This window comes from Roseibium album, assembly GCF_001404515.1.
Classification (GTDB): domain Bacteria; phylum Pseudomonadota; class Alphaproteobacteria; order Rhizobiales; family Stappiaceae; genus Roseibium; species Roseibium album.
This window is the reverse complement of sequence record NZ_CXWE01000001.1, coordinates 1,170,805-1,190,145: the sequence shown is the minus strand read 5'-3', so window position 1 is coordinate 1,190,145 and position 19,341 is coordinate 1,170,805. Positions and strand designations below refer to the sequence as shown.

The window sequence follows — 19,341 nt, the reverse complement described above, 5'->3', positions numbered from 1 at the left end:
CGGACCGATAATTTCCCCTATCAAGGCATCGGAACGTGACTAGGACAAGGCAAAAATTTCGACAAATGCACCGGTGCAATGTCCGACCAGACCGTGGTCTGGCACATACGCGCCGATACCGAAGGGCGACCAGCTTGGCGAATGCGGGCAGGTTTGCCGTCCGCTTCTCTCATCGAGCAGCAACACGATGGCCGCGCTCTGTGAAATTCAAGATTCGATCGACCGGCGTTCGAACCCGACAGACGTGGCGCTTGAAGCAAACCGGAGAACGCATATCACATTCGGATTGCCTTTTTGCAGCTTGAAACACGCCGCTTCGTCCAGTGCACTTTCTGCTCAAGAGAGTATGACGGGCTTCGCTGCCTGCAGTCCCATTTCGCCAGGCAAGTCCTGATTTGCGTTGTTGCAAACTTGAGAGGCATCTGCATATGGAAAAGTGCTATCTGCCAGGGGTTTGATTTTTAGGTCTGACTTGCTGCCTTTTTCAGCCAGTTGACAAATTCCCTCGCTTTTGAGCTCAAGCCGGAACGCGTAACGAGGTAGTACGCCAATGGAGCACTGTCCTCAGCATAAAGCTCCTCGAGTATGCCAAGATTCAGATCCGTCTGCACCAGCGCCCGCGATTGCAGGGAGACGCCATGGCCAGCTCTGGCCGCCGCAATCACGAGCGAGTTGGTTGGATAGTGACGGTTGGTCCGTGCATCGAAATCGATACCATGCCTTTCGGCCCAGTCACGATGCTCCTGGCGCGACGCTTCAAAGAGCCATGGGTAAGATTTGAGATCACTCAGATCGCTCAGTTCCCTCGATACGGCCGCATCAGCGAGGCCGGGCCTTGCGACAACGACATACTCCGCCGATGCCAAGCGTGTCGTCTTGGTGCCGGGCCACTTCCCGAGACCGTATCTGATTGCCAGATCGAACTGCTCGCCGCGGATTTCGGCAAGCTGCAGACTTGGCTGGAGACTTATCTCAATATCCGGATGTTCCTTCCAGAAGCTATCCAGTCTCGGCATCAGCCAGATCTCTGCGAATGCCGGTGTCAATGCGACAGTGACAGGCCGGTTCTCCTCGGCAGCAACAAGAGAATTGACCCCTTGAACAAGTGTCTGAAAGCAATCGGACGTGGACGCTGCCAATCGCTCTCCCGTTTTAGTCAAGCTGACACCCTTGCCTTTGCGCTCGACAAGGCTGACACCAAACCATTCCTCCAGTCCGCGAACATGCTGGCGCACCGCAGCTTCCGTGACATTTAGTTCGCGTGCCGCAGCCGTAAAGCTCTTGTTTCGCGCCACCGTTTCAAAGGCGCGCAACGCATGCAAAGACGGTATTTTCTTCCAATCCATATCGTAGCTCAACTTCGATTATGAATTTCATATTGATTTGATTTTTTCACGAACTCAAACAAAATTTAGCGAAATTCACATTGATATTAGGAGAGCACGATGAATATCGAAGTTTGGCTTGCGTTTACATTTGCCTCGCTCGTGTTGCTGCTGGTGCCTGGTCCGGTTGTCATGCTTGTGATGGGATATACAATCAGCAATGGCAGATCGCTTGCTGCTGCGGCCATTCCCGGGGTTATCCTTGGTGACTTTGTTGCCATGACAATTTCGCTCCTTGGCGCCGGTGCGATCCTGCAAGCCTCCGCAACCTTGTTTTTGACGCTGAAGTTCGCCGGAGCGGTTTATCTGGTATGGCTGGGTATCAAAGTGTGGAAAGGCGGAGCGGGATCAACGTTCAAGGAAAGCATCAATCGCCCACCTACGCGCATCCGGATAATGCGCGATGCCTTTCTGGTCACGGCACTGAACCCCAAGGACGTCCTTTTCTTTGTCGCCTTTCTCCCACAGTTCATCACACCGAACCAACCATTATTGCCGCAAATCATCACACTTGAAGCAACGTTCCTGGTGATTGTCTTTTTCACGACGACTGCGTGGGTTGCATTGGCGGACACGCTCGCCCGTCAACTGAAGTCCCCTGAAACTTCAAAGTTGGTTTCACGCTTCGGTGCCAGCTGGTTAATCGGCGCCGGTATTGTCACAGCCGCACGCGCCTGAAAACCTCACACAACAGGAAACTGCTCATATGACCTGCTTCAAGATACCGACAATTGAATCCGAACGACTGATCTTTCGTGAATTCCGGGAAGAATGTGATTTCGATGCATATGCGCATTTCTACGCCTCGGAACAGACCCGGTATTATGGTGGCCCGCTTGACCGATCTTCCGCATGGCGTGCGGCATCTGCCATGATGGGACACTGGATCATCCGGGGATATGGCGCCTGGGCAATCGAAGAGAAAGCAACGGGTGATTTTTGCGGCATCGTGGGACTGTGGTACCCTGAAAGCTGGCCCGAACGTGAGATTTCCTGGAGCATCGTCACTGAAAAACAGGGGCAAGGCTTCGCATACGAAGCTGCAATCCGAGCCCGTCGGTATGCCCATGAAATCCTCGGGTGGGACGCGGTTCACAGCTGTATTGTGGAGGGCAATAATGCTTCGATAGGCTTGGCAAAAAAGCTCGGAGCCGTCCTCGAACGGGAAGAAGAGCACCCCACACGTGGCAAATTCTTGATATTCCGCCACAAGGACCCAATCGCGGCTTCCCCGAACCCAACGAAAAATAGAGGTGGAACCGACACGTAGCCAGACATGCGAAACGAACAAACGAAAAATCAGACCAGTTCAGTAAACGTCAGGATTTTCCGAACTTTCGTCCTTGTCCGCGTCTGTGACATCGATCGATGTCACAGACAGCCTTGGCGAACCCGCAAATTCGGACGCCAGGTTTTGTGACCCTATGAGCTAGCCAACCCGGTTGACCAATTCATCAATCAGCGACGCAACTTCGAGAGAGGCTTTGCTTGAAGGTGCTTCTTCGGTAACGGCAAGCCCCTTGCCCATCGCCGAGGCAAAAACGGTCCTGTTGCCCAGGCGGGAATTCAACGCATCATAGCCTGACGCAGCGATCGCATCGGCCATTTCACCGGTGAGTGATGCGCGCGGTGGAACACGGTTCAACACCAGCAAAGCCGGTGTACTCTCGCGCGCAGCGAGATCGATTGTCTGAGAGGTCGCCCAAAGATCCACAGGTGTCGGCTGGACTGGCACAATGACAAAGTCCGCCGCGTCTATGGCCGGTTTGGCATCTGTATCGGTTTTCGGCGCCGTGTCGACAACGACATAACCATGTGATCTTGCCAAGGATCGGGCTTCACGCCGCGCGCCCCACCCCGATGCCGTCCGGAACTCAAGGCCGGTGCCGGCTTCTCCCAGATTTTCTTCACGTGCCTCGAACCAGGTACCAAGGGAGCCTTGAGGGTCAACGTCCAGAATCGCGACGGGCTCGCCTGATCGACCGGCAAGGGCAACCGCCAGATGTGCCGCCAGAGTTGTTTTCCCTGACCCGCCCTTTTGTTGGGCTACAGTCAATATTCGACCGGACATCGCAATCCTCCTGGAAACAACCGGTATATTGCGATGCCATTTTTCGCAGCGCAACAAAACAATGCTGCAATACGAAATATTCCCCTGTCGATTGCAAAGACCGACCTGTTTTGCAAGCAAAGAATGCCGGTCCTGCGTCCTTACTTGCCACCTAGAGAATTATAGACATTCCAGGACGGTCGCCCGGTAACAGGCAGCCCATATTTGGCTTCGGCCTTTCTGATCCCGGCCCGCGTAAGCGGCCCGACCTTGCCGTCCGGTTCGCCTACATTGAAGCCATTCCTGTTGAGGAGCTTCTGCAATTCCAGCCGCTGCGCCCTGGAAAGACCCGGATTGTCTGTCGGCCACGGTGTCTTGAAAGGATCGCCATCCGACACGAGTTCGGACAGGAGCGCAATCGCCAGGCCGTAGGAGGTCGATGCATTATAGGAGCGAAGCGCGTTGAAATTCCGCGTTACCAGAAAACCCGGTCCGTTCGCACCAGCCGGGCGGATCAGTGCGGCCTCGGTCTTGCCGGAGATGTTTCCACCATCGATCTTCTTCAAGCCCCGTTGACCCCAGGTTGACAGGGACGCCCGTTTCTTGAGACCGGCAGGGCCTGAGTATCCAGCGGGAACCTTGACCTCATAACCCCATGCGCGGCTGTCGCGCCAACCGGCATTTTTCAGGAAATTTGCCGTCGAAGCCAAGGCGTCGGGGACGGAATTGACAAGATCTTTGCGTCCGTCGCCGTCGAAATCAACAGCAAGACTGTTGTAGGTGCTGGGCATGAACTGCGTCTGCCCGAAGGCACCAGCCCAGGACCCCTGGAAGTCACTGGCCGGTACGTCACCGCGCGACGCAATCTGCAAGGTCTTGATCAATTCGCCACGGAAATATTTCTGGCGGCGCTTCCCCGCGCAAACCAGGTTCGCGAGAGCATGGGGTGTATAGAAATCCCCCTTGAACTGACCGAAGTCGCTCTCAATTCCCCAGACAGCAAGAACGATATGACGATCGACATCGTAGCGTTTTTCGATGTCGGTCAGGGTCTTGCGGTGTTTTTTCAGGTTCTTTTTGCCGTCCTTGATACGTTCGGCGTCGACAAGGAAGGCCATGTAGTCCCAGATTTCAGTCTTGTATTCCGGCTGGGATGTCGAAAACCGGATGACCTTTTCGTCGAAGGAAGCCCCCTTGAGCATCCGCTCCGCGATTTCAGGCCGAACCCCGGCGGAAACGGCCTGCTTTTTGAGCGCCGAAACACAGCTTTCAATGGCGAACGCTGCGCCGGTCATCGACCCGGCAAAAATCCCGGATCCGAGAACCACTGCAATAAGTTTTTTCCAGCCGCCTTGCTGCATCAGCCCCTCCACGTGCGTTGAATCATCCGCCGATCGTCGTGACCATGGCACGACGGAAATGCGGCGAAAAAGGGTTCTGAGAGAACTTAACCACATACAACGGCTGCCTGTCGCCGCAATCAGGGAAAATCCAGCGCACCGCGGCGGTCATGATCCATCGAAAAAACTGGTGCCGGACTGATCGGCCCAGACATTGTCTTTCCCGATCAGACGGCGCAATGCCACAAGTCCTGCCGCGTGCCCATCGGGCCCACCTCCTGATGCGCAGGCCCATTCCAGCACGACGGGTTTGAGGGAGACTTCAAAGAGTGCCGTGGCAGACGTCAGCACACAGATTTCCGTATCGATACCGCAAAGATGAACTTCCGAGAGACTGTTGAGATGAACCCACCGCAAAAGTTCAAACGAGACGGCCGAGTATTGTGGCTTGTCAAAAACGAAAGCTTCTCGTGACGGCTTGAATGCAAGTTCCGTTTCATTTGTGCCTGGCAGGAAACGGTTCCAACCCAGAAAGCAGCGATGAGGCGAGTTGACGTTGTTCAAGAACCTCGATGCCGCGACATGGCGATAGTCGTTCTGCACCTTCTCTACAATGCGAGGGATATGCGACGTCCCGGGTGCAACAAAGCCCCTTTGGACGTCAACAATCAGCAATCCGATGTGATCCAGCATGGTTTTTGCCTCCTGCAGGTCAAGCGGACCATAGGGGGCAAAAAAGCGCAACTGCCGCGCTTTTCTGTTTTCGCGGCTTATCTTCCTTCAATCAGCTTGCGGCGCAGCCAGCTTGAGGTCTGGTCCATCACGATCACGACGACGATTGTCAGAATGATGATGTAACTGGTGTTTTCCCAGTCACGCGAGGTCTTCATGGTCTCGACCAGCATCAGGCCGATCCCCCCGGCCCCGAGGGCACCGATCACGGTGGCCGAGCGTGTATTCGATTCAAGGTAGTAGAGCACCTGGGAAACGAAGACCGGCAGGATCTGCGGGATCACGCCAAAGCGGTATCTCTGGATCTGGCTGGCGCCGGTTGCCCTGACACCTTCGACCTGTTTGTTGTCTATGTTTTCCAGTGCTTCGGAAAAAAGCTTGCCGAGGGAACCGGTATCGGTGAAGGCAATCGCGAGTGCGCCGGTAAGCGGACCGAGACCGAAGGCTCGAATGAAGATCAAGGACCAGATCAGCATGTCGATGCCACGCAGGAAGTCGAACAGTCGGCGCGTTCCGAAGCGCAAGAACCTGGACGGCGTGAAATTCCGAGCGGCAAGAAAGGCCAGGGGCAGGCCGAACAGGGCTGCGGTGATCGTGCCGAGCACAGCCATCATGATCGTCTCGAAGAGGGCCACAAAGACCTCGCCATGCTGCCAGTCCGGATTTTCCAGAAAATCATGCATGATCAGCGACATGTTGGACCTGTTCGGATCCAGGCGCTCATTGGAGAGCGCTATTGCCCAAAGCTGGCTGAAGGACATGCCGTGGAGTTCGGAGTGAAACGGAAACCAGAAATTCTCCCAGCCGCCGAAATAGTTATGCACTTCAATTTTGGTCCTCGTAACCTGCACACGGCGATCCAGCGTGGGCCTGGCATCGAGCTTTTTCGGGTTGTCCTTCAGCCAGTCGGGTACCGGACCGGCGGGAAGCTCGGTCTCGACACCACTGTTGGTCGCCGTGACCTTGATCGTACCATAGTCAGGAACGGTAAATTCCATCACCTTGCCTGCGATCGTGACCCCGTAGCCCTCGCCAAGATCGATCACGGCGTCGGTGCCGTCGACTTCAACCCATTCGGGCAAGTCTTCCTGTGAATAGGTTGCGCGACGTTCCCCTTCAATGGCGACTTCCATGATGTCGCGGCGCAGAAACTTGGTCACGTGAACCTTGTAGGCGACGGAATCGGTCGCAAGGATCGCCGCGCGCTCGGGCTGTGCCTTGGCAAGCAGGTTCGGCACATTGAAGGCAAACCAGGTGTAGGTCAGATATGCCAGGATCGCCAACGGTGCACCGACCGTGATCCAGGCTCTGCGACGTACATTCCTGAAGACCATATCCCGATTGAAGACCGGCTCATTGAGCGTGTCGATTGCCATCTCAGTTCTCCTCAATGAGCGCGACTGGCGCCGACAAGTTTGCCGCGCAGGAAGGAAGAAACCTGGTCAATCAGCATGATGGTGAGAAACAAAAGCACGAAGATTGCTGCTGTTTCGTCGCCTGCCCCCTTGCCCCAGCCGATTGTCCGGCGCAGTTCCTGGCCGATACCGCCGGCACCGACAAACCCCAGAATGGCAGACGCGCGGACGTTGATTTCAAGCCGCAACAGGAAATAGCTGAGATAGTTCGGCGCGACCTGCGGCATGACCGCAAACCGGATCCGCTGAAGCCAGCTGGCGCCGCAGGCAGACAGGCCTTCTATCGGCTTTCGGTCGATGTTTTCATTGACCTCGGAAAACAGTTTGCCGAGTGCCCCCGCTGTGTGGAAGGCAACTGCGATCATTGCCGGAACCGGGCTGGATCCGAGAACGAAGATCAGGAAAAGGGCAATGATCAGCTCCGGAAACGCTCGCATGATGTCCATCATGCGCCGGACGACCGGGATGAGCGGGCCCCAGCTGTCGACGTTGCGGGTGGACGCCATCGCCAGAATAACCGCCATGGCGCCACCCAGAAGGGTCGCAACCCCGGCAATATTCAGCGTCTCCAGCATCGCAGGTACGTACTGAATGATCAGGCCGAAGAAGGCAGGTCCGGCCTGCCACGCTTCCACAACGATTTCGCCCGGATAGTCAAAGAACTTGGAAAGGCCTTGCAGGAATCCTCCGGAATTCATCTCGTTTGATTTCGAGTATCCGGAAACCAGCACCGCCGCTACCAGCAGAATTCCCATGAGAGAATAGAGCTGACGGCGTTTGCGCATGGACAGGATTTCCTGTTCGAGAGCGGCAACAGCCATTACCAATGTCCTTTGAAGCAGATCGCAAGAAAACGCGGGCCGAAATGCGGCCCGCGTTCCGGTTCGGACGAACCGATCAGTTTTTGTTTTTCGCCTTACGGGCTTCAACAATGTTGACGTAAGCCTCGTGAGTGATCGGCATGAAACCCCTGGTCTCGCCGGCAGCGATGTTGTAGGCGCAATCCGGATCGATGGAATTCAAGGACGCGACAAGGCCGGTCATCTTGATCTTGACGTCTTCCGGCAGCTTCTTGGAAAGAACAATCGGGCCTTCCGGAATCACCGGGGATTGCCAGATCTTGCGCAGTTCGGTCATGTCGACAAGACCGGCATCAGAGGCCTTGCGCAAGGCACCGGAGTTGTAGCCGTCTTCCCACTCGCCGAGGCCGTCAGCCCAGGTCACACCGGCGTCGATATCGCCGTTGGAAACAGCAACAATGGTCTGCTCATGGCCACCGGTGAAGACCACGTCGCCGAAATATTCGCCGGCAGACATGGAGTAGCCTTCCTGCGGAATGGCGATGGAGGGGATCAGGTAGCCTGAAGTCGAGTTCGGATCGCCGAAGCCGAAGACCTTGCCCTTCATGTCATCCAACGAGTTGATCTCGCTGTCGTTGCGCGCAAAGCCGATGGAATAGTAGCCGTAGCCGCCATCCACGTTCACCTTGACCAGAACCGGATCCACAGCTTCCGGATCGGTAATGAAGACCTTCGCATAGCCGGAAGCCCCGAGCCAAGCCATGTCGAGATTGCCGCCGAGCAGACCTTCGATCACACCATTGTAGTCGGCTGGTGCGAACAGTTTGACCGGCACACCAAGCAGGTCAGCGGTTTTTTGTTCCAGGCATTCGTAAGCACGCAGGCGGTCAGAAGCGTTTTCACCACCCAGAATACCGATGCGGAATTCCGTGATTTCTTCTGCTCCAGCAACTGAAGCGTTCAGAGCGATCATGCTGACAGCAGCAAGCGCAGCAATTTTGGAAACGATTTTCATTTGGGACACTCCCCGGGATCTGAAACTGATGACGTTTATCTGAGCGCAGGCGGATTAACCTGCTGCCGCCGCCGGGGTCATCGCACCGACGGATTCTCTTGTGCCGGTATTTCCGGCATCAATGGCTGTGGAAGTGGCGGCCTCGTTGAAGCTTTCGTCCGCGCCGTAAATTTCACGAGCAGCGGTGGTCGTGAGTTCTTCCGGCTTCCCATCAAAAACGATGAAACCGTCACGCATGCCGATCACCCGATCGCAATAGGAACGCGCGGTGTCGAGCGTATGCAGGTTGCAGATGACAACCTTGTTGTCGCGCTCATGAATTTGCCGAAGCGCATCCATGACGATTTTCGCATTCATGGGATCAAGAGAGGCTATCGGCTCATCTGCAAGGATCATGTGGGGGCCTTGCATCAGCGCGCGGGCAATCGCTACCCGTTGCTGTTGCCCACCGGACAATTCTTCGGCACGTTTCGTTGCCTCCTGCACAATACCGAGGCGATCGAGAGCCTGGAGCGCATCCGCGACATCCGCTTCGCCGAAGATATTGAAAAGGCTCTTCAACGTGCCGTGGCCATTCAACCGGCCCAGCATCACGTTGGTCGCGACGTCAAGGCGGGGAACAAGATTGAACTGCTGGAAGACCATGGCGCAATCGCGCTGCCAACGGCGCATCATCGCGCCTCGAAGGCGAAGTATGTCACGTCCCTCGAACAGGATTTTTCCTGAAGTCGCAGGTGTGAGCCGATTGATCATTCGCAGCAGTGTCGATTTACCGGCACCCGACCGACCGATTATGCCGACCATCTGCGGTTCGTCGATATTAAAACTGACCTTGTTGACCGCAGTCCGAGACCCGAAAGTCTTGGTGACATTCTGAAACTGAATCACGCGCCAGCCCTGTTCTTTTTCGATTGATAACGCTGGGCGACATGAGCCATCCGTCGATTACAGAAAGATGACGAGTTCTTGACAGTGAGGCTAAGAATTTACGTCAGTTCAATGACATGGATCTTTCGATCCTTGTTCCGGCTTTGCCGGTTAAGTGAATTCAATCCGTTCTTACCGATCCTTAGCGCGATTGATTTACAGCTCATGAGCGCTGAACGGTTCGGCCTGATTTCGAGATGCTGTTTACGGGATTGTCCGATTTTTGTGGTTTTCCACGATGTTCAACAGGCAAAATTAGCGGCTGCCGTCATGACAACGTCATGAAAGCTTCACGCACACAGACTCTGTGCTCGCTAAAAGGCACTCGCCTGGAAGGTCAGCACTTGAAGGAGGTCCGATGTCCGCACCCACGCAAAAACCCTCGCTCACGGAAAGCCCGAATGTTCACCGGGACGCCAACATCATGAATTGCGAACTCGGCATCTGGACGGAGGTCGGCGCGCGAACCGACATGCGTGAGAGCCGGATGGACGACTACTCCTACATCGTACAGGACGGCGACGTCATCTGGACAAGCATCGGCAAGTTCTGCTCGATTGCACGTCGCGTGCGGCTCAATCCCGGAAACCATGCGACCTGGCGCGCTTCCCAACACCATTTCACCTACCGGGCGGCCGCCTATGGTCTTGGTGATGACGACGCCGAGTTCTTTCAGTGGCGCAAGGACGACTGGGTGACCATCGGAAACGACGTCTGGATTGGTCACAACGTCACCGTGCTTGCCGGCGTCACCATCGGAACGGGTGCCATCGTGGCTGCGGGTGCGGTGGTCGCGCGGGACGTTCCCCCATATACGGTGGTTGGCGGTGTGGCCGCCAAACCGATCAAGCGCCGTTTCACCGAAAATCAGGAAGACGCTTTGATGGAGATTTCATGGTGGGACTGGAGCCATGAGCAACTACGCGAACGTTTGCCGGATTTCCGCAACTTGCCGATTGATGCCTTTATTGAAAAATATCGATAGGTGTCTTCGATAACACCCCTATTGAACGCATCCAGCTCGAGTGCTTTGCTGCAGGTCGAAACGCGTTGGAGGCGATAGATGGTGAAACGAACGGCATCGTGCAGATGCGGACAGCTGAGCGCCGTGTGTGAAGGCGAACCGGTACGCATCTCCGCCTGCCATTGTCTTGAATGCCAGAAACGGACCGGCAGCGTGTTTGCCGTTCAGGCACGATGGCCGGACGAGCATGTCACGCTTTCGGGCAAGTTTTCAGAATGGCAACGGGATTGCGACAGCGGGCACACGGCCACTTATCGCTTTTGCCCCACCTGCGGGTCGACCCTCGCCTTTGTGATCGAAGGCTGGCCAGGCGTGACGGCTATCCCGGTCGGAGCGTTTGCCGATCCGGATTTTCCAAGTCCGCGCTTTTCGGTATATGAGCACCGCAAGCATCAGTGGGTCACGGTTCCGGGCGAGAATGTCGAGCATTCGTCCGATCCCTCGATCGCCTTCACACAAGGCGAACTCAAAAAATGAACGAAGCAGAACAGACCGGTTCGCGGTGTGTCGAGACCCCGATTGCCGCCGGCCTCCATCGCATCATCCTTTACGTACGAGACGTGGATATCAGTACCTCGTTCTATGCATTCTTCTTTGGTTTCAAAGCCATCAGGACCCCAACCGACCGGTTGACCGAACTGGTGCCGGAAAATGGCGGTGCGCACTTGCTGCTTCACAAGGCAGGCAAAGCGCAAAAGCTCGGCCAGGCTGCGGTCAAGCTTGTGTTCGATGTGGCGAACGTTGCAGCCTTTCATGAAAGTGCCTCGAACAAGGGATTGAAGTTCGGTTCCATTCACCAGGCAGACGGATATGAATTTGCAAATGCAAAGGATCCTGACGGCAACTCGGTTCAGGTGTCCAGCAGGGCATTCAAGTCAACCTGAATGCGAGCTGCCGCCTCCCCCTGCGCGGCATTTGGCGCTACAATCGAAGCATGACTATTGATACAGCCGTTCTTCAATCGAGCCTGGGCCCTTCACTCAGAAGGTGGCGCGTGCTCAACCGGGTCAAGCAGCATGCACTTGCGGAAGACCTGGGCGTTTCCCAAAGCAGGATTTCACGTTGGGAAAGTGGACGGTCCGAGCCCGACGACCGCGCCCGGCGGAAAATCACGCGTCTATTGCGTGCTCGTCCGGAAACCGCGTCAGATCGTGCTCTTCTGGACCTTGTCACGCAGGCCTCGACGCCTGTGCACCTTGTCTGCGACCTGACTCACCGGCTTCTTGCCGCATCACCGAAACGCGTGCGGCTTTGGCACGTGCCTGTCTCGGAGCTGATGGACAGGCCCTTGTGGCAATTTGCTTCCGAGAGCATTCGCCGTATCGAGCACCAGTTGGAGGACAAAGGCTGGTTCGAACCCTGCGGCGTCGACATTGTCTACCGCACGGAACGCGCGGAATTCACCGAACTGACAATACCGGAAAGCGATATCCGGATTTCGCGACTTGCCCTGTCAGACGGACGATTTGCGCGCCTCGTACGGGATGAGCCAAAGGCACCTGCATAAATTATTCAGACTGTCGAAAAGCTGCAGCGGGAACGTTATCATCGACACCATGTCGCTATCAGATCCCGAGATGCCAGCTGCGGCCATGCAGCCTCAACGACTGACCGGACTCCTGACCTTTCTCCAGGAGGCAGAAAGGTTGAAAGACACACTGCGGTCCGGCTCAACGCGCCAGGGCCGTCCGGAAAGCACGGCGGAACATAGCTGGCGGCTCGCACTCATGGTTCTTCTGTTTGAAAGGGAACTTGCGGGAGTCGACTTGTCGAGGCTCATGAAACTGTGCCTGATACACGACCTCGGTGAAGCAATTTCCGGGGACGTTCCGGCACCGCTGCAACGCGATGGCGATGATCGGGAGAAGCGGGAAAGAGCCGATTTTCAGACGCTTTGCGCCAGCCTGCCAGCAGACGTTTCACGAGATTTTCTTGTCCTGTGGGACGAATACGCTCAGGCTGAAACGCTCGAGGCGCGTCTTGCCAAGGCATTCGACAAGCTGGAAACCATTAAGCAGCACCACCTGATGCCGCCCCAAAGCGTTGAATTTCATGAGTTCAACCTGACATACGGACGCGAGCGCACGGATGTATTTCCCCTGACGCGGCAAATCCGCGATATCGTGGACGAAAATACGCTTCAGATTTTATCGGAGTTAAGGAAAAGTGCCGACTGAACCCGGAACGCATCTTTTCGGCGAAGCAATCACATATCCCCGGGTGTGGACCGGCCTGGAAGGCTTGATCACCTTTCCCGGATTGCACTAGGATTTTCCTCCTGCAGCGGAAATGCCCGCTCACTTCGGAGGATGCACCCATGTATACGATCCTGCCCCGCAGCAATGGCCCGGTTCTCGGCGTCGAAATCTCCGGCAAAGTCGATATCGAGCAGGAAACGGAATTGATTGCAAAGGCCGAAGAGATGATCGAAGCCTTTGACAAGATCAGTATCCTGGTAGTCCTCGGCGAGCATGTCGGCATTTCCTTCGAGGCAGCCGCGTCGGACATCAAGTGGGTGCTTACTCACATGAAACACCTTCACAAGGTTGGGATCGTGGCTGATGGCAAGCTTATGGCAGCCCTTGTCGCGATTGACGCGACATTCGCCAAGATGGTCGGTATCCAGGAAAAGCACTTCGACAGGGACGAGATAGAAACGGCCTGGCACTGGATCGAAAGCTGAACGCCAATTGAGCTCACGCGTGTGCGAGTTCTTCCTCGCTGAGGAAGGCTACCACTTCCACTGCGCCGTCACTTACCTTGATCATGTGGCCCTGCGGGACTTCAACCCAGCAATTTCTCGCTTCGTCCAGGGGCTCTGAAACGACCATGATGCCGTCTTCAAATTGCCGGTAATAGAGCGTCGGTGCAAACTTGTCCGACGCGTAGCGCGCTGCATAGAGCGTTGTTCCGTCAGACCAGGCCGATGCAAATCGCATGTGAGGCGCAACGCCCGAATACCGTGACAGGGCTTCCGCCTCGCGAACAGCCCTGGCCATGGCGGCCCGCGGATGCAAATTAAGACCATAAGCCAGCGCGACCAGAAACAGGCATTCGCTGTCCGTGCCACCCATGCGATGCCCGTAAAGGTCGTCCGGGATCATATTGTCCAGCCGGCGGCGAACCTTTTCATATCCACCGACCTGACCGTTGTGCATGAACGTCCAGCGCTCATGTGTAAACGGATGACAGTTGTCGCGTGTCGTCGCCGTCCCGGTCGAGGCACGCACATGCGCCAGAAAATGTCTTGAGCGGATATGCCGCGCGATCTGCAGGAGGTTGGGGTCCGACCAGGCCGGCCGCACGTCCTTGTAAAGGCATGGTGTCTCCCGATCTCCGTACCATGCGACGCCGAAGCCATCGGCATTGACTGCCGTTTTGCAGGACAAGGCATTGCGACTCTGATCGATCAGGGAATGCTCCGGATCGCAGATGACTTCTTCCAGATATCTCGGAGCTCCGCTCCAGGCTGCCCAGCGGCACATATCAGCTACTTTCGTTATGCGGCATCGCGAGCGGCATTGAACCGCGCGGTGGTTTCGTCACAAGTATAACGGTCTGCGATCGGATATGGCGCACGCGCCAGATGATCTACCGCAGTTATGATCTTATCCGCCTTTTCGCTGGTGAGCAGAACCGAAAAATTCAGCCGGGTCCATCCGGGCTTCTTCAGTTCCTCGCCGGACAGGATCCCCTGCCGGAGAATTTCGGACTCAGAGCGCTCAATACCGAGCAGACGGTGTGCGTAAGGTCCTGCGCAGGCGCAGCCGCCGCGCGCCTGGATACCGTAGGCGTCCGACAGCATGCGTGTCACGAGCTGCTGGTGAATGTATCCGCCCCGTTCAAGGTCCCGCATCCTGAAGGAGAAAACCGGCAGGATATGGCGGGCACCCTGGTTGCCCATGATCTCGATTGCAGGGTTTTCCTGCCACTTGGACAGCGCTTTTTCGCGCCATGCGGCGTTGCGCGCGTCCATGACGTTCTGACCTATGGCTTCCTTCACCAGAAATGCGAGCGCTGCACGTATGTCACCGATCACGTTCGGTGTTCCCGCCTCTTCGCGCGCCGCGATATCCGGTGTGTAGTCGTGCCCCCAGGGCGAGACAAATCGAACCGTTCCGCCACCTGGAAAAACCGGAGCATCCATTCTCACGGCAGACTTGCGCACAATCATGACACCGGATGCGGCAGGTCCACCGATGAACTTGTGAGGCGATACGACAACTGCATCCTTTTGGGCATCCGAACCAGCGTGCATGTCGATCGGAAGGTAGGGTCCGGAACCGGCGCAGTCCCAGACGCTCAAGGCCCCATGTTTCCTGAGGAGACGCGTCACAGCTATATCGTCGGTCACGATGCCCGTCACATTGGACATCATCGAGAACGCACCGACGGTGAGCCTCTCCGCCCCCGCTGCTTGCAAGACGATTTCCAGTTCGTCCAGGTCCGGGCCACCGGTGTCAGCCTCCCCTATCTCGATCACTTCCGCGCCACTTTCACGCCAGGGCAGAATGTCGGAATGATGCTCGTAGGGTCCAAGGACGACGAGGGGATTTTTCCCCTGCCGTGCCGCCGCATCGACACCAAGGAGATGAACAAGCCGGTTCAATCCTGCCGTGGCACCAGAACCACAAAACACCGTGGCATATGTTCCGTCCGCGCCGCAGATACGGGCGATCTCCGATCTCGCCGCTTCGCGCATCCGCGTCATGGCACTGCCGCAATAGGAGGCCTCGGTATGGCTGTTGGCATAGACGGGAAGAACTTTCTCCAGAACAAAATCCTCGATCTGACGCAGGGCCCTGCCCGAAGCCACGTAATCGGCGTAGATCATCTCGTGTTCACCCATGGGACCGGACACGTTTGTCCCTTCCCCGATCAGACCGGCCCTCAGGCGCTCTAACAGGTCAGGGCAATCAAGTGACCTGTTGAATTGATCAATCGCCGTTCCGGTTTTTTGTGTCATTTGTCTCTCCAGGATCCTATCCGGAGATCATATGACCAATCATGATTGGTATTCTTCACCTGATACTTTTGATTTTTTCATGTTTTTGTGTCATTTGATCGAAAATGAAAGAAAATCTCGATCAAATAGACAGATCACTGCTGCGTGCGCTTCAACGGGATGCACGTTTGTCGCAACGCGAATTGGCAGAAACTGTCGGCCTTTCCCAAAATGCCTGCTGGCGGCGGCTCAAGACACTTTACGAAGGTGGATTGATTGAGGGACACACGATCAGGCTGGACCCGGCACGCCTTGGTCTCAACCTCACCGTCTTTGTCATGATCCGAACAAGACATCACTCCAAGGACTGGCTCGCGACATTCCGGAAGGAAGTCTCGGCCATTCCCAACGTAATAGATTTTTACCGGATTGCTGGCGATTACGACTACATGCTGAAAGTCGTGGCCGAGGACATGAATGCCTTTGATCGCGTTTATCAGCGGCTGATCGAAAAAGTCGATCTGGACACAGTCACCTCCTACATGACCATGGAGGCGATCGCGGACGCCCGCGATCTGCCGATTTAGCGAAGCGGTGAAGTGGTGTTGGCACCTCTGTCACATTGCCTGACACCGCACGACCTTAACGCCTGCGGTGACCACCACCCCTGCGCTGCCCGCCGCCGCCGCCGCCACGATTCGGCCGTGCCTGTTGTGGCCGGGCCTGCTGTGGACGGTTTCGCTGGACATTCCGCTGACGGTTGACCTGCCGGTTTCCGGAGGTCCGGGCCTTCCGGTCCCTGTTCAGGTGCGCCGGCGCCTGTCTTGTCTGCTTGGCTGGACGTGTCGCCGGTCTTTGCGTATTCGGGCGCTGCGCAGCTGGCCTTTGTGCCGGTTTTTGTGCATTCGGCCGTTGCGCAGCCGGCAAGTTGGTCGGACGTTCGCCCGCCGGACGGTTCACATTGGGGCGCTGGCCTGCCGGGCGATTTTGCGGGCGCTGCAAATTGCCCTGCCCGGCATTCGGCCGGTTCTGCAGGCGATCGCCTGCCGGACGGTTGGCAATCGCTGCTCCGGCGCCGGCTCCAATTGCCGCGCCGGCACCAACATCTCCCAGACGGTTTTGAATGTTCTCCCTCGACGGCGCAGCAACTTCACCCCAGCGCCCGCCTTCGAACTTCTGCCAGTTCTCGCCATCACGCCGGTAGACCGACCCGTCACGCCCTGCAAATACGTCACCCCTGCGGTCGAGACTGCCGACGCGGCCGAGATTGCCGTCTTCTTTCCACCTCTTGGCGGCTCCTGCCTGTATATCCCGCGTGCGCGACCATTGTGGTCCGGACACCACCGCTCCCCCCCAGGAGCCATAGATACCGCGCGCGCCACCGGCGACGATCCGGTTGCCGGTGCGGGGATTATAGGCGGTGATGAAGCCGGCGCTGCCGCGCGGACCGCTGATAGCCGCTCCACGGATGTATCCGCCGGTGCGGGGATTATAGATGCCGCCACCCGCGATGCCGCGCCGGGGTCCGTAGGCATATCCGTAGCGGCCGTAGACGCCGCGAACAGGGTTGTAGAAAGCCCCGATGCCGTAGGTAACCGGGCGCCGGAAATAGATCGGCCGGTAACCCGGGCGGTACCACGGCCGGTAATACCAACCCGTGCCGTAGACAAAGACGCCCCAGGCAAGGAAACCGGTCAGGTATCCCATCGTGTAGCCGTACCAGACGGCATTCGGTTCACTCTCGTAAACCCGGACATACGTCACGTTGTAGACCGGTGAAGACGGCGGGATGGTGTAGATCTCATCCGGAACGGCGGTCGCGACAACAAAGGGTCCTTCCGGGCTGTCGCCCACGAACCAGACACCGTCCTGAAGAACATAGTACTTGGCGCCGACCTGGATGACCTGGTCATTGGTGTTGACCGCATAAGACATGGATGTGCCGTCGATCGACTGGAATTCCGGGTCTCCTGCATACGCAATATCTGCACTGACAGAACCGACTTCCACGCGTGCCGTCGTCGGAATGCTCGCCTTTAAGCGCGCCTGCGAGGCTTCAGATGTTCCCGGAATGGAAGACCGAACCGAGTAGTAGGGCGCATTTTCGGGAATATTCTGGAAATCGGACGGCATGTCAGGTGTCGTGAATTCCCAGGGCCCGTCCAGTGAAGCCGATTTGAACCAGCGTCCCGAAACCAGAATGTACCAGGTCGAAGTTGTTTTCAGGAAAAACACGTCGCTGTCCGTGTTCGATGCCCATTCGAGATCGGTACCTTCTACCGGTTCCAGTTTCGGCTCCCCTTCAAAAACAATCATCTCGGCCGGTTTGTCGGAATAGATCACCTTCGGCGCCGTGTTGTCTGCAAACGCCTGCGGCGGAATGGCTGCACGGGTTTCCGACCAGTTGTCGTCATCGGGAAGTTTCGTGATCAGGTCCGGTAATTCGGACACGATTTCCCAGCCGGCGGAAACATCCTTGGTCTTCAGCCAGGACTTCTCGTCTCGCAGGTAAAATTCCTCGGTTTCGTCAATCTTGAGTATGTCCCAGTTGGTATTGACGACGAAACTCAGCCCCTGATCACCCTTGACCGGTGCCATGATGGGCGCACCCTCGGTCTGAACCAGGATAGCAGGCTCGGTCGATATGAATATGGGCGGTGCTTCCGCATTCAATCCCTTCACGTCTTCCATGCGCTTGTATTCCGCCAGACCGGCCGTGATCCTGTCCTCTTTCACGGTAATCGTTCCCGTCGGCATGATCTTTCCGACCTGAAGCGTCAGATCCGTCAGGGAGGTCCTGTCGAGTGAAGAGAAATCCAGCTGCGTGACCTGTATGTCGCTGACCTCGACTTCACCCTGTGCCGGATCGGCGAGCGTACTCCCGCTGACACCGATCACACCAAATACCGGCTGAGCTTCCTTGTCCTTGACATATTCGGCGGCAATCAGCGCCTTGAGCGTCTTGAAATTGTCCCACTCGGTAAATTGCGGCTGGTAGAGGATCAGGGTCGCACCGCCGTCGGTTTCAAAAGACCGCGGCCATCCCGTCGTCTGCTCCGCTTCAGACAGTTGAAGATACTGACCGCTGATAAAACCGTTTTGACCATTGATACTCACGGAGCACCAGGCACCGGTGTCGTCGCAGTTCTCCAGTTCAACCTGGGATCCGTTCGGCACGGTCCCGAGCGACCCAAAGCCGGTTCCAGGTCCCTGCCGGAAATTCACATTTGCCGTCGTCACCGCTGGTGCGGCGAACGCGCCGTTCACGAATACGGTTTGAATGATCAATGCTGAAGACAAAATCACGGAAATAGTCTTGCGCATCAGGCCCTCCCAAAGGCGGAAAATGCATATGTTTACAACACCGGCTGCGCCCTTTGACCACATGGCCAGATTTTGCAACCCAACAACCGGAGCACGAACTTGCGCCGCACATTTTCAGTGTGCCCAGCGTCACAGGCATAGAAAACGACGCCGCGTTAGTTCTGTCCTCACAGCACCATGACACAGATTTTGTAGAGCTGTAAGGCCCGGAGGTTTTGACAATGTTTCCACTTAGTCGCGCGATGAGAGTTTGCTTGAGCGGTGCGGGTTTTGCCCTGTTTGCAGCCCTCTTTGTACCGTCTTCCGCGTCGGCGGAAGTTTTTCACTGCGAAAGCACGCGCACGCCGAACGGTAGCTCGAAATACTGTAATTTCCTGCTTTTCG

Annotated in this window: 20 protein-coding genes; 9 read left to right on the top strand and 11 right to left on the bottom strand. The window is 56.5% G+C overall.

The window, feature by feature from the left end; translation table 11 throughout:
- Positions 1 to 461: 461 nt before the first annotated feature.
- Positions 462 to 1,346 (bottom strand): LysR family transcriptional regulator, encoded by an 885-nt coding sequence (locus tag LA5095_RS05270; RefSeq protein ID WP_055112511.1) that lies wholly within the window; start codon positions 1,344 to 1,346, stop codon positions 462 to 464.
- Positions 1,347 to 1,445: 99 nt separating this feature from the next.
- Between LA5095_RS05270 and LA5095_RS05265 the strand changes: the two genes are divergently transcribed.
- Both LA5095_RS05265 and LA5095_RS05260 read left to right on the top strand, forming a co-directional pair.
- Positions 1,446 to 2,063 (top strand): LysE family translocator, encoded by a 618-nt coding sequence (locus LA5095_RS05265; protein WP_055112509.1) that lies wholly within the window; start codon positions 1,446 to 1,448, stop codon positions 2,061 to 2,063.
- A gap of 28 nt (positions 2,064 to 2,091) precedes the next feature.
- Positions 2,092 to 2,655, top strand: a complete 564-nt coding sequence (locus LA5095_RS05260) for a GNAT family N-acetyltransferase (RefSeq protein ID WP_144436060.1) — start codon at positions 2,092 to 2,094, stop codon at positions 2,653 to 2,655.
- A gap of 159 nt (positions 2,656 to 2,814) precedes the next feature.
- Here the strand turns inward: LA5095_RS05260 and parA are convergent, their stop codons facing one another.
- The 7 genes from parA to phnC all read right to left on the bottom strand — a co-directional run bounded on the left by parA (position 2,815) and on the right by phnC (position 9,625).
- Positions 2,815 to 3,456, bottom strand: a complete 642-nt coding sequence (parA, locus tag LA5095_RS05255; protein ID WP_055112818.1) for a ParA family partition ATPase — start codon at positions 3,454 to 3,456, stop codon at positions 2,815 to 2,817.
- 140 nt (positions 3,457 to 3,596) lie between these two features.
- Complete coding sequence (locus tag LA5095_RS05250) at positions 3,597 to 4,796, bottom strand: lytic murein transglycosylase (protein ID WP_055112506.1); 1,200 nt, start codon at positions 4,794 to 4,796, stop codon at positions 3,597 to 3,599.
- Positions 4,797 to 4,943: 147 nt separating this feature from the next.
- Positions 4,944 to 5,468 (bottom strand): cysteine hydrolase family protein, encoded by a 525-nt coding sequence (locus tag LA5095_RS05245; protein WP_055112504.1) that lies wholly within the window; start codon positions 5,466 to 5,468, stop codon positions 4,944 to 4,946.
- Positions 5,469 to 5,545: 77 nt separating this feature from the next.
- A complete protein-coding gene (phnE, locus tag LA5095_RS05240) occupies positions 5,546 to 6,883 on the bottom strand; it encodes a phosphonate ABC transporter, permease protein PhnE (RefSeq protein ID WP_055112502.1) in 1,338 nt (445 codons plus the stop codon).
- Between the two features lie 11 nt (positions 6,884 to 6,894).
- The gene (gene phnE / locus LA5095_RS05235; RefSeq protein WP_055112500.1) at positions 6,895 to 7,743 is read right to left on the bottom strand and encodes a phosphonate ABC transporter, permease protein PhnE; all 849 of its coding nucleotides are present in this window, start codon (positions 7,741 to 7,743) and stop codon (positions 6,895 to 6,897) included.
- Between the two features lie 76 nt (positions 7,744 to 7,819).
- Complete coding sequence (gene phnD, locus LA5095_RS05230) at positions 7,820 to 8,737, bottom strand: phosphonate ABC transporter substrate-binding protein (RefSeq protein ID WP_055112498.1); 918 nt, start codon at positions 8,735 to 8,737, stop codon at positions 7,820 to 7,822.
- 54 nt (positions 8,738 to 8,791) lie between these two features.
- A complete protein-coding gene (phnC, locus tag LA5095_RS05225; RefSeq protein WP_055112496.1) occupies positions 8,792 to 9,625 on the bottom strand; it encodes a phosphonate ABC transporter ATP-binding protein in 834 nt (277 codons plus the stop codon).
- Between the two features lie 397 nt (positions 9,626 to 10,022).
- Between phnC and LA5095_RS05220 the strand changes: the two genes are divergently transcribed.
- The 6 genes from LA5095_RS05220 (at position 10,023) to LA5095_RS05195 (ending at position 13,371) form a co-directional block, all read left to right on the top strand.
- A complete protein-coding gene (locus tag LA5095_RS05220) occupies positions 10,023 to 10,649 on the top strand; it encodes a DapH/DapD/GlmU-related protein (RefSeq protein ID WP_055112494.1) in 627 nt (208 codons plus the stop codon).
- Between the two features lie 78 nt (positions 10,650 to 10,727).
- Complete coding sequence (locus LA5095_RS05215) at positions 10,728 to 11,165, top strand: GFA family protein (RefSeq protein WP_055112492.1); 438 nt, start codon at positions 10,728 to 10,730, stop codon at positions 11,163 to 11,165.
- Complete coding sequence (locus tag LA5095_RS05210; protein WP_055112490.1) at positions 11,162 to 11,572, top strand: VOC family protein; 411 nt, start codon at positions 11,162 to 11,164, stop codon at positions 11,570 to 11,572. The genes LA5095_RS05215 and LA5095_RS05210 overlap by 4 nt, the downstream gene beginning before the upstream one ends.
- 50 nt (positions 11,573 to 11,622) lie before the next feature.
- Complete coding sequence (locus tag LA5095_RS05205; protein WP_055112489.1) at positions 11,623 to 12,195, top strand: helix-turn-helix domain-containing protein; 573 nt, start codon at positions 11,623 to 11,625, stop codon at positions 12,193 to 12,195.
- Positions 12,196 to 12,244: 49 nt separating this feature from the next.
- Positions 12,245 to 12,865 (top strand): HD domain-containing protein, encoded by a 621-nt coding sequence (locus LA5095_RS05200; protein ID WP_055404373.1) that lies wholly within the window; start codon positions 12,245 to 12,247, stop codon positions 12,863 to 12,865.
- 140 nt (positions 12,866 to 13,005) lie between these two features.
- Entirely contained in the window at positions 13,006 to 13,371 is a 366-nt protein-coding gene (locus LA5095_RS05195) for a SpoIIAA family protein (RefSeq protein ID WP_055112487.1), read from the top strand.
- Between the two features lie 13 nt (positions 13,372 to 13,384).
- On the opposite strand, the gene LA5095_RS05190 is transcribed toward LA5095_RS05195, so the two are convergent.
- Positions 13,385 to 14,173: a class II glutamine amidotransferase gene (locus tag LA5095_RS05190; RefSeq protein WP_055112486.1), complete on the bottom strand. Its 789-nt coding sequence runs from the start codon at positions 14,171 to 14,173 to the stop codon at positions 13,385 to 13,387.
- A 14-nt stretch (positions 14,174 to 14,187) separates the two neighbouring features.
- Positions 14,188 to 15,654, bottom strand: coding sequence for an aminotransferase class V-fold PLP-dependent enzyme (locus LA5095_RS05185; protein WP_055112484.1), 1,467 nt, complete (start codon positions 15,652 to 15,654; stop codon positions 14,188 to 14,190).
- Between the two features lie 104 nt (positions 15,655 to 15,758).
- Here LA5095_RS05185 and LA5095_RS05180 point away from each other — a divergent pair, with 104 nt between their 5' ends.
- Positions 15,759 to 16,220 (top strand): Lrp/AsnC family transcriptional regulator, encoded by a 462-nt coding sequence (locus LA5095_RS05180; RefSeq protein WP_055112482.1) that lies wholly within the window; start codon positions 15,759 to 15,761, stop codon positions 16,218 to 16,220.
- Positions 16,221 to 16,275: 55 nt separating this feature from the next.
- Here the strand turns inward: LA5095_RS05180 and LA5095_RS05175 are convergent, their stop codons facing one another.
- Entirely contained in the window at positions 16,276 to 18,957 is a 2,682-nt protein-coding gene (locus LA5095_RS05175; RefSeq protein ID WP_055112816.1) for an SH3 domain-containing protein, read from the bottom strand.
- Between the last annotated feature and the right edge of the window lie 384 nt (positions 18,958 to 19,341).

Excerpts from the sequence above, each read along its gene's own strand:
- LA5095_RS05270 (WP_055112511.1), bottom strand. The coding sequence starts at position 1,346 with ATGGATTGGAAGAAAATACCGTCTTTGCATGCGTTGCGCGCCTTTGAA.
- LA5095_RS05265 (WP_055112509.1), top strand. The coding sequence starts at position 1,446 with ATGAATATCGAAGTTTGGCTTGCGTTTACATTTGCCTCGCTCGTGTTG.
- LA5095_RS05260 (WP_144436060.1), top strand. The coding sequence starts at position 2,092 with ATGACCTGCTTCAAGATACCGACAATTGAATCCGAACGACTGATCTTT.
- parA (WP_055112818.1), bottom strand. The coding sequence starts at position 3,456 with ATGTCCGGTCGAATATTGACTGTAGCCCAACAAAAGGGCGGGTCAGGG.
- LA5095_RS05250 (WP_055112506.1), bottom strand. The coding sequence starts at position 4,796 with ATGCAGCAAGGCGGCTGGAAAAAACTTATTGCAGTGGTTCTCGGATCC.
- LA5095_RS05245 (WP_055112504.1), bottom strand. The coding sequence starts at position 5,468 with ATGCTGGATCACATCGGATTGCTGATTGTTGACGTCCAAAGGGGCTTT.
- phnE (WP_055112502.1), bottom strand. The coding sequence starts at position 6,883 with ATGGCAATCGACACGCTCAATGAGCCGGTCTTCAATCGGGATATGGTC.
- phnE (WP_055112500.1), bottom strand. The coding sequence starts at position 7,743 with ATGGCTGTTGCCGCTCTCGAACAGGAAATCCTGTCCATGCGCAAACGC.
- phnD (WP_055112498.1), bottom strand. The coding sequence starts at position 8,737 with ATGAAAATCGTTTCCAAAATTGCTGCGCTTGCTGCTGTCAGCATGATC.
- LA5095_RS05220 (WP_055112494.1), top strand. The coding sequence starts at position 10,023 with ATGTCCGCACCCACGCAAAAACCCTCGCTCACGGAAAGCCCGAATGTT.
- LA5095_RS05215 (WP_055112492.1), top strand. The coding sequence starts at position 10,728 with ATGGTGAAACGAACGGCATCGTGCAGATGCGGACAGCTGAGCGCCGTG.
- LA5095_RS05210 (WP_055112490.1), top strand. The coding sequence starts at position 11,162 with ATGAACGAAGCAGAACAGACCGGTTCGCGGTGTGTCGAGACCCCGATT.
- LA5095_RS05205 (WP_055112489.1), top strand. The coding sequence starts at position 11,623 with ATGACTATTGATACAGCCGTTCTTCAATCGAGCCTGGGCCCTTCACTC.
- LA5095_RS05200 (WP_055404373.1), top strand. The coding sequence starts at position 12,245 with ATGTCGCTATCAGATCCCGAGATGCCAGCTGCGGCCATGCAGCCTCAA.
- LA5095_RS05195 (WP_055112487.1), top strand. The coding sequence starts at position 13,006 with ATGTATACGATCCTGCCCCGCAGCAATGGCCCGGTTCTCGGCGTCGAA.
- LA5095_RS05190 (WP_055112486.1), bottom strand. The coding sequence starts at position 14,173 with ATGTGCCGCTGGGCAGCCTGGAGCGGAGCTCCGAGATATCTGGAAGAA.
- LA5095_RS05185 (WP_055112484.1), bottom strand. The coding sequence starts at position 15,654 with ATGACACAAAAAACCGGAACGGCGATTGATCAATTCAACAGGTCACTT.
- LA5095_RS05180 (WP_055112482.1), top strand. The coding sequence starts at position 15,759 with ATGAAAGAAAATCTCGATCAAATAGACAGATCACTGCTGCGTGCGCTT.
- LA5095_RS05175 (WP_055112816.1), bottom strand. The coding sequence starts at position 18,957 with ATGCGCAAGACTATTTCCGTGATTTTGTCTTCAGCATTGATCATTCAA.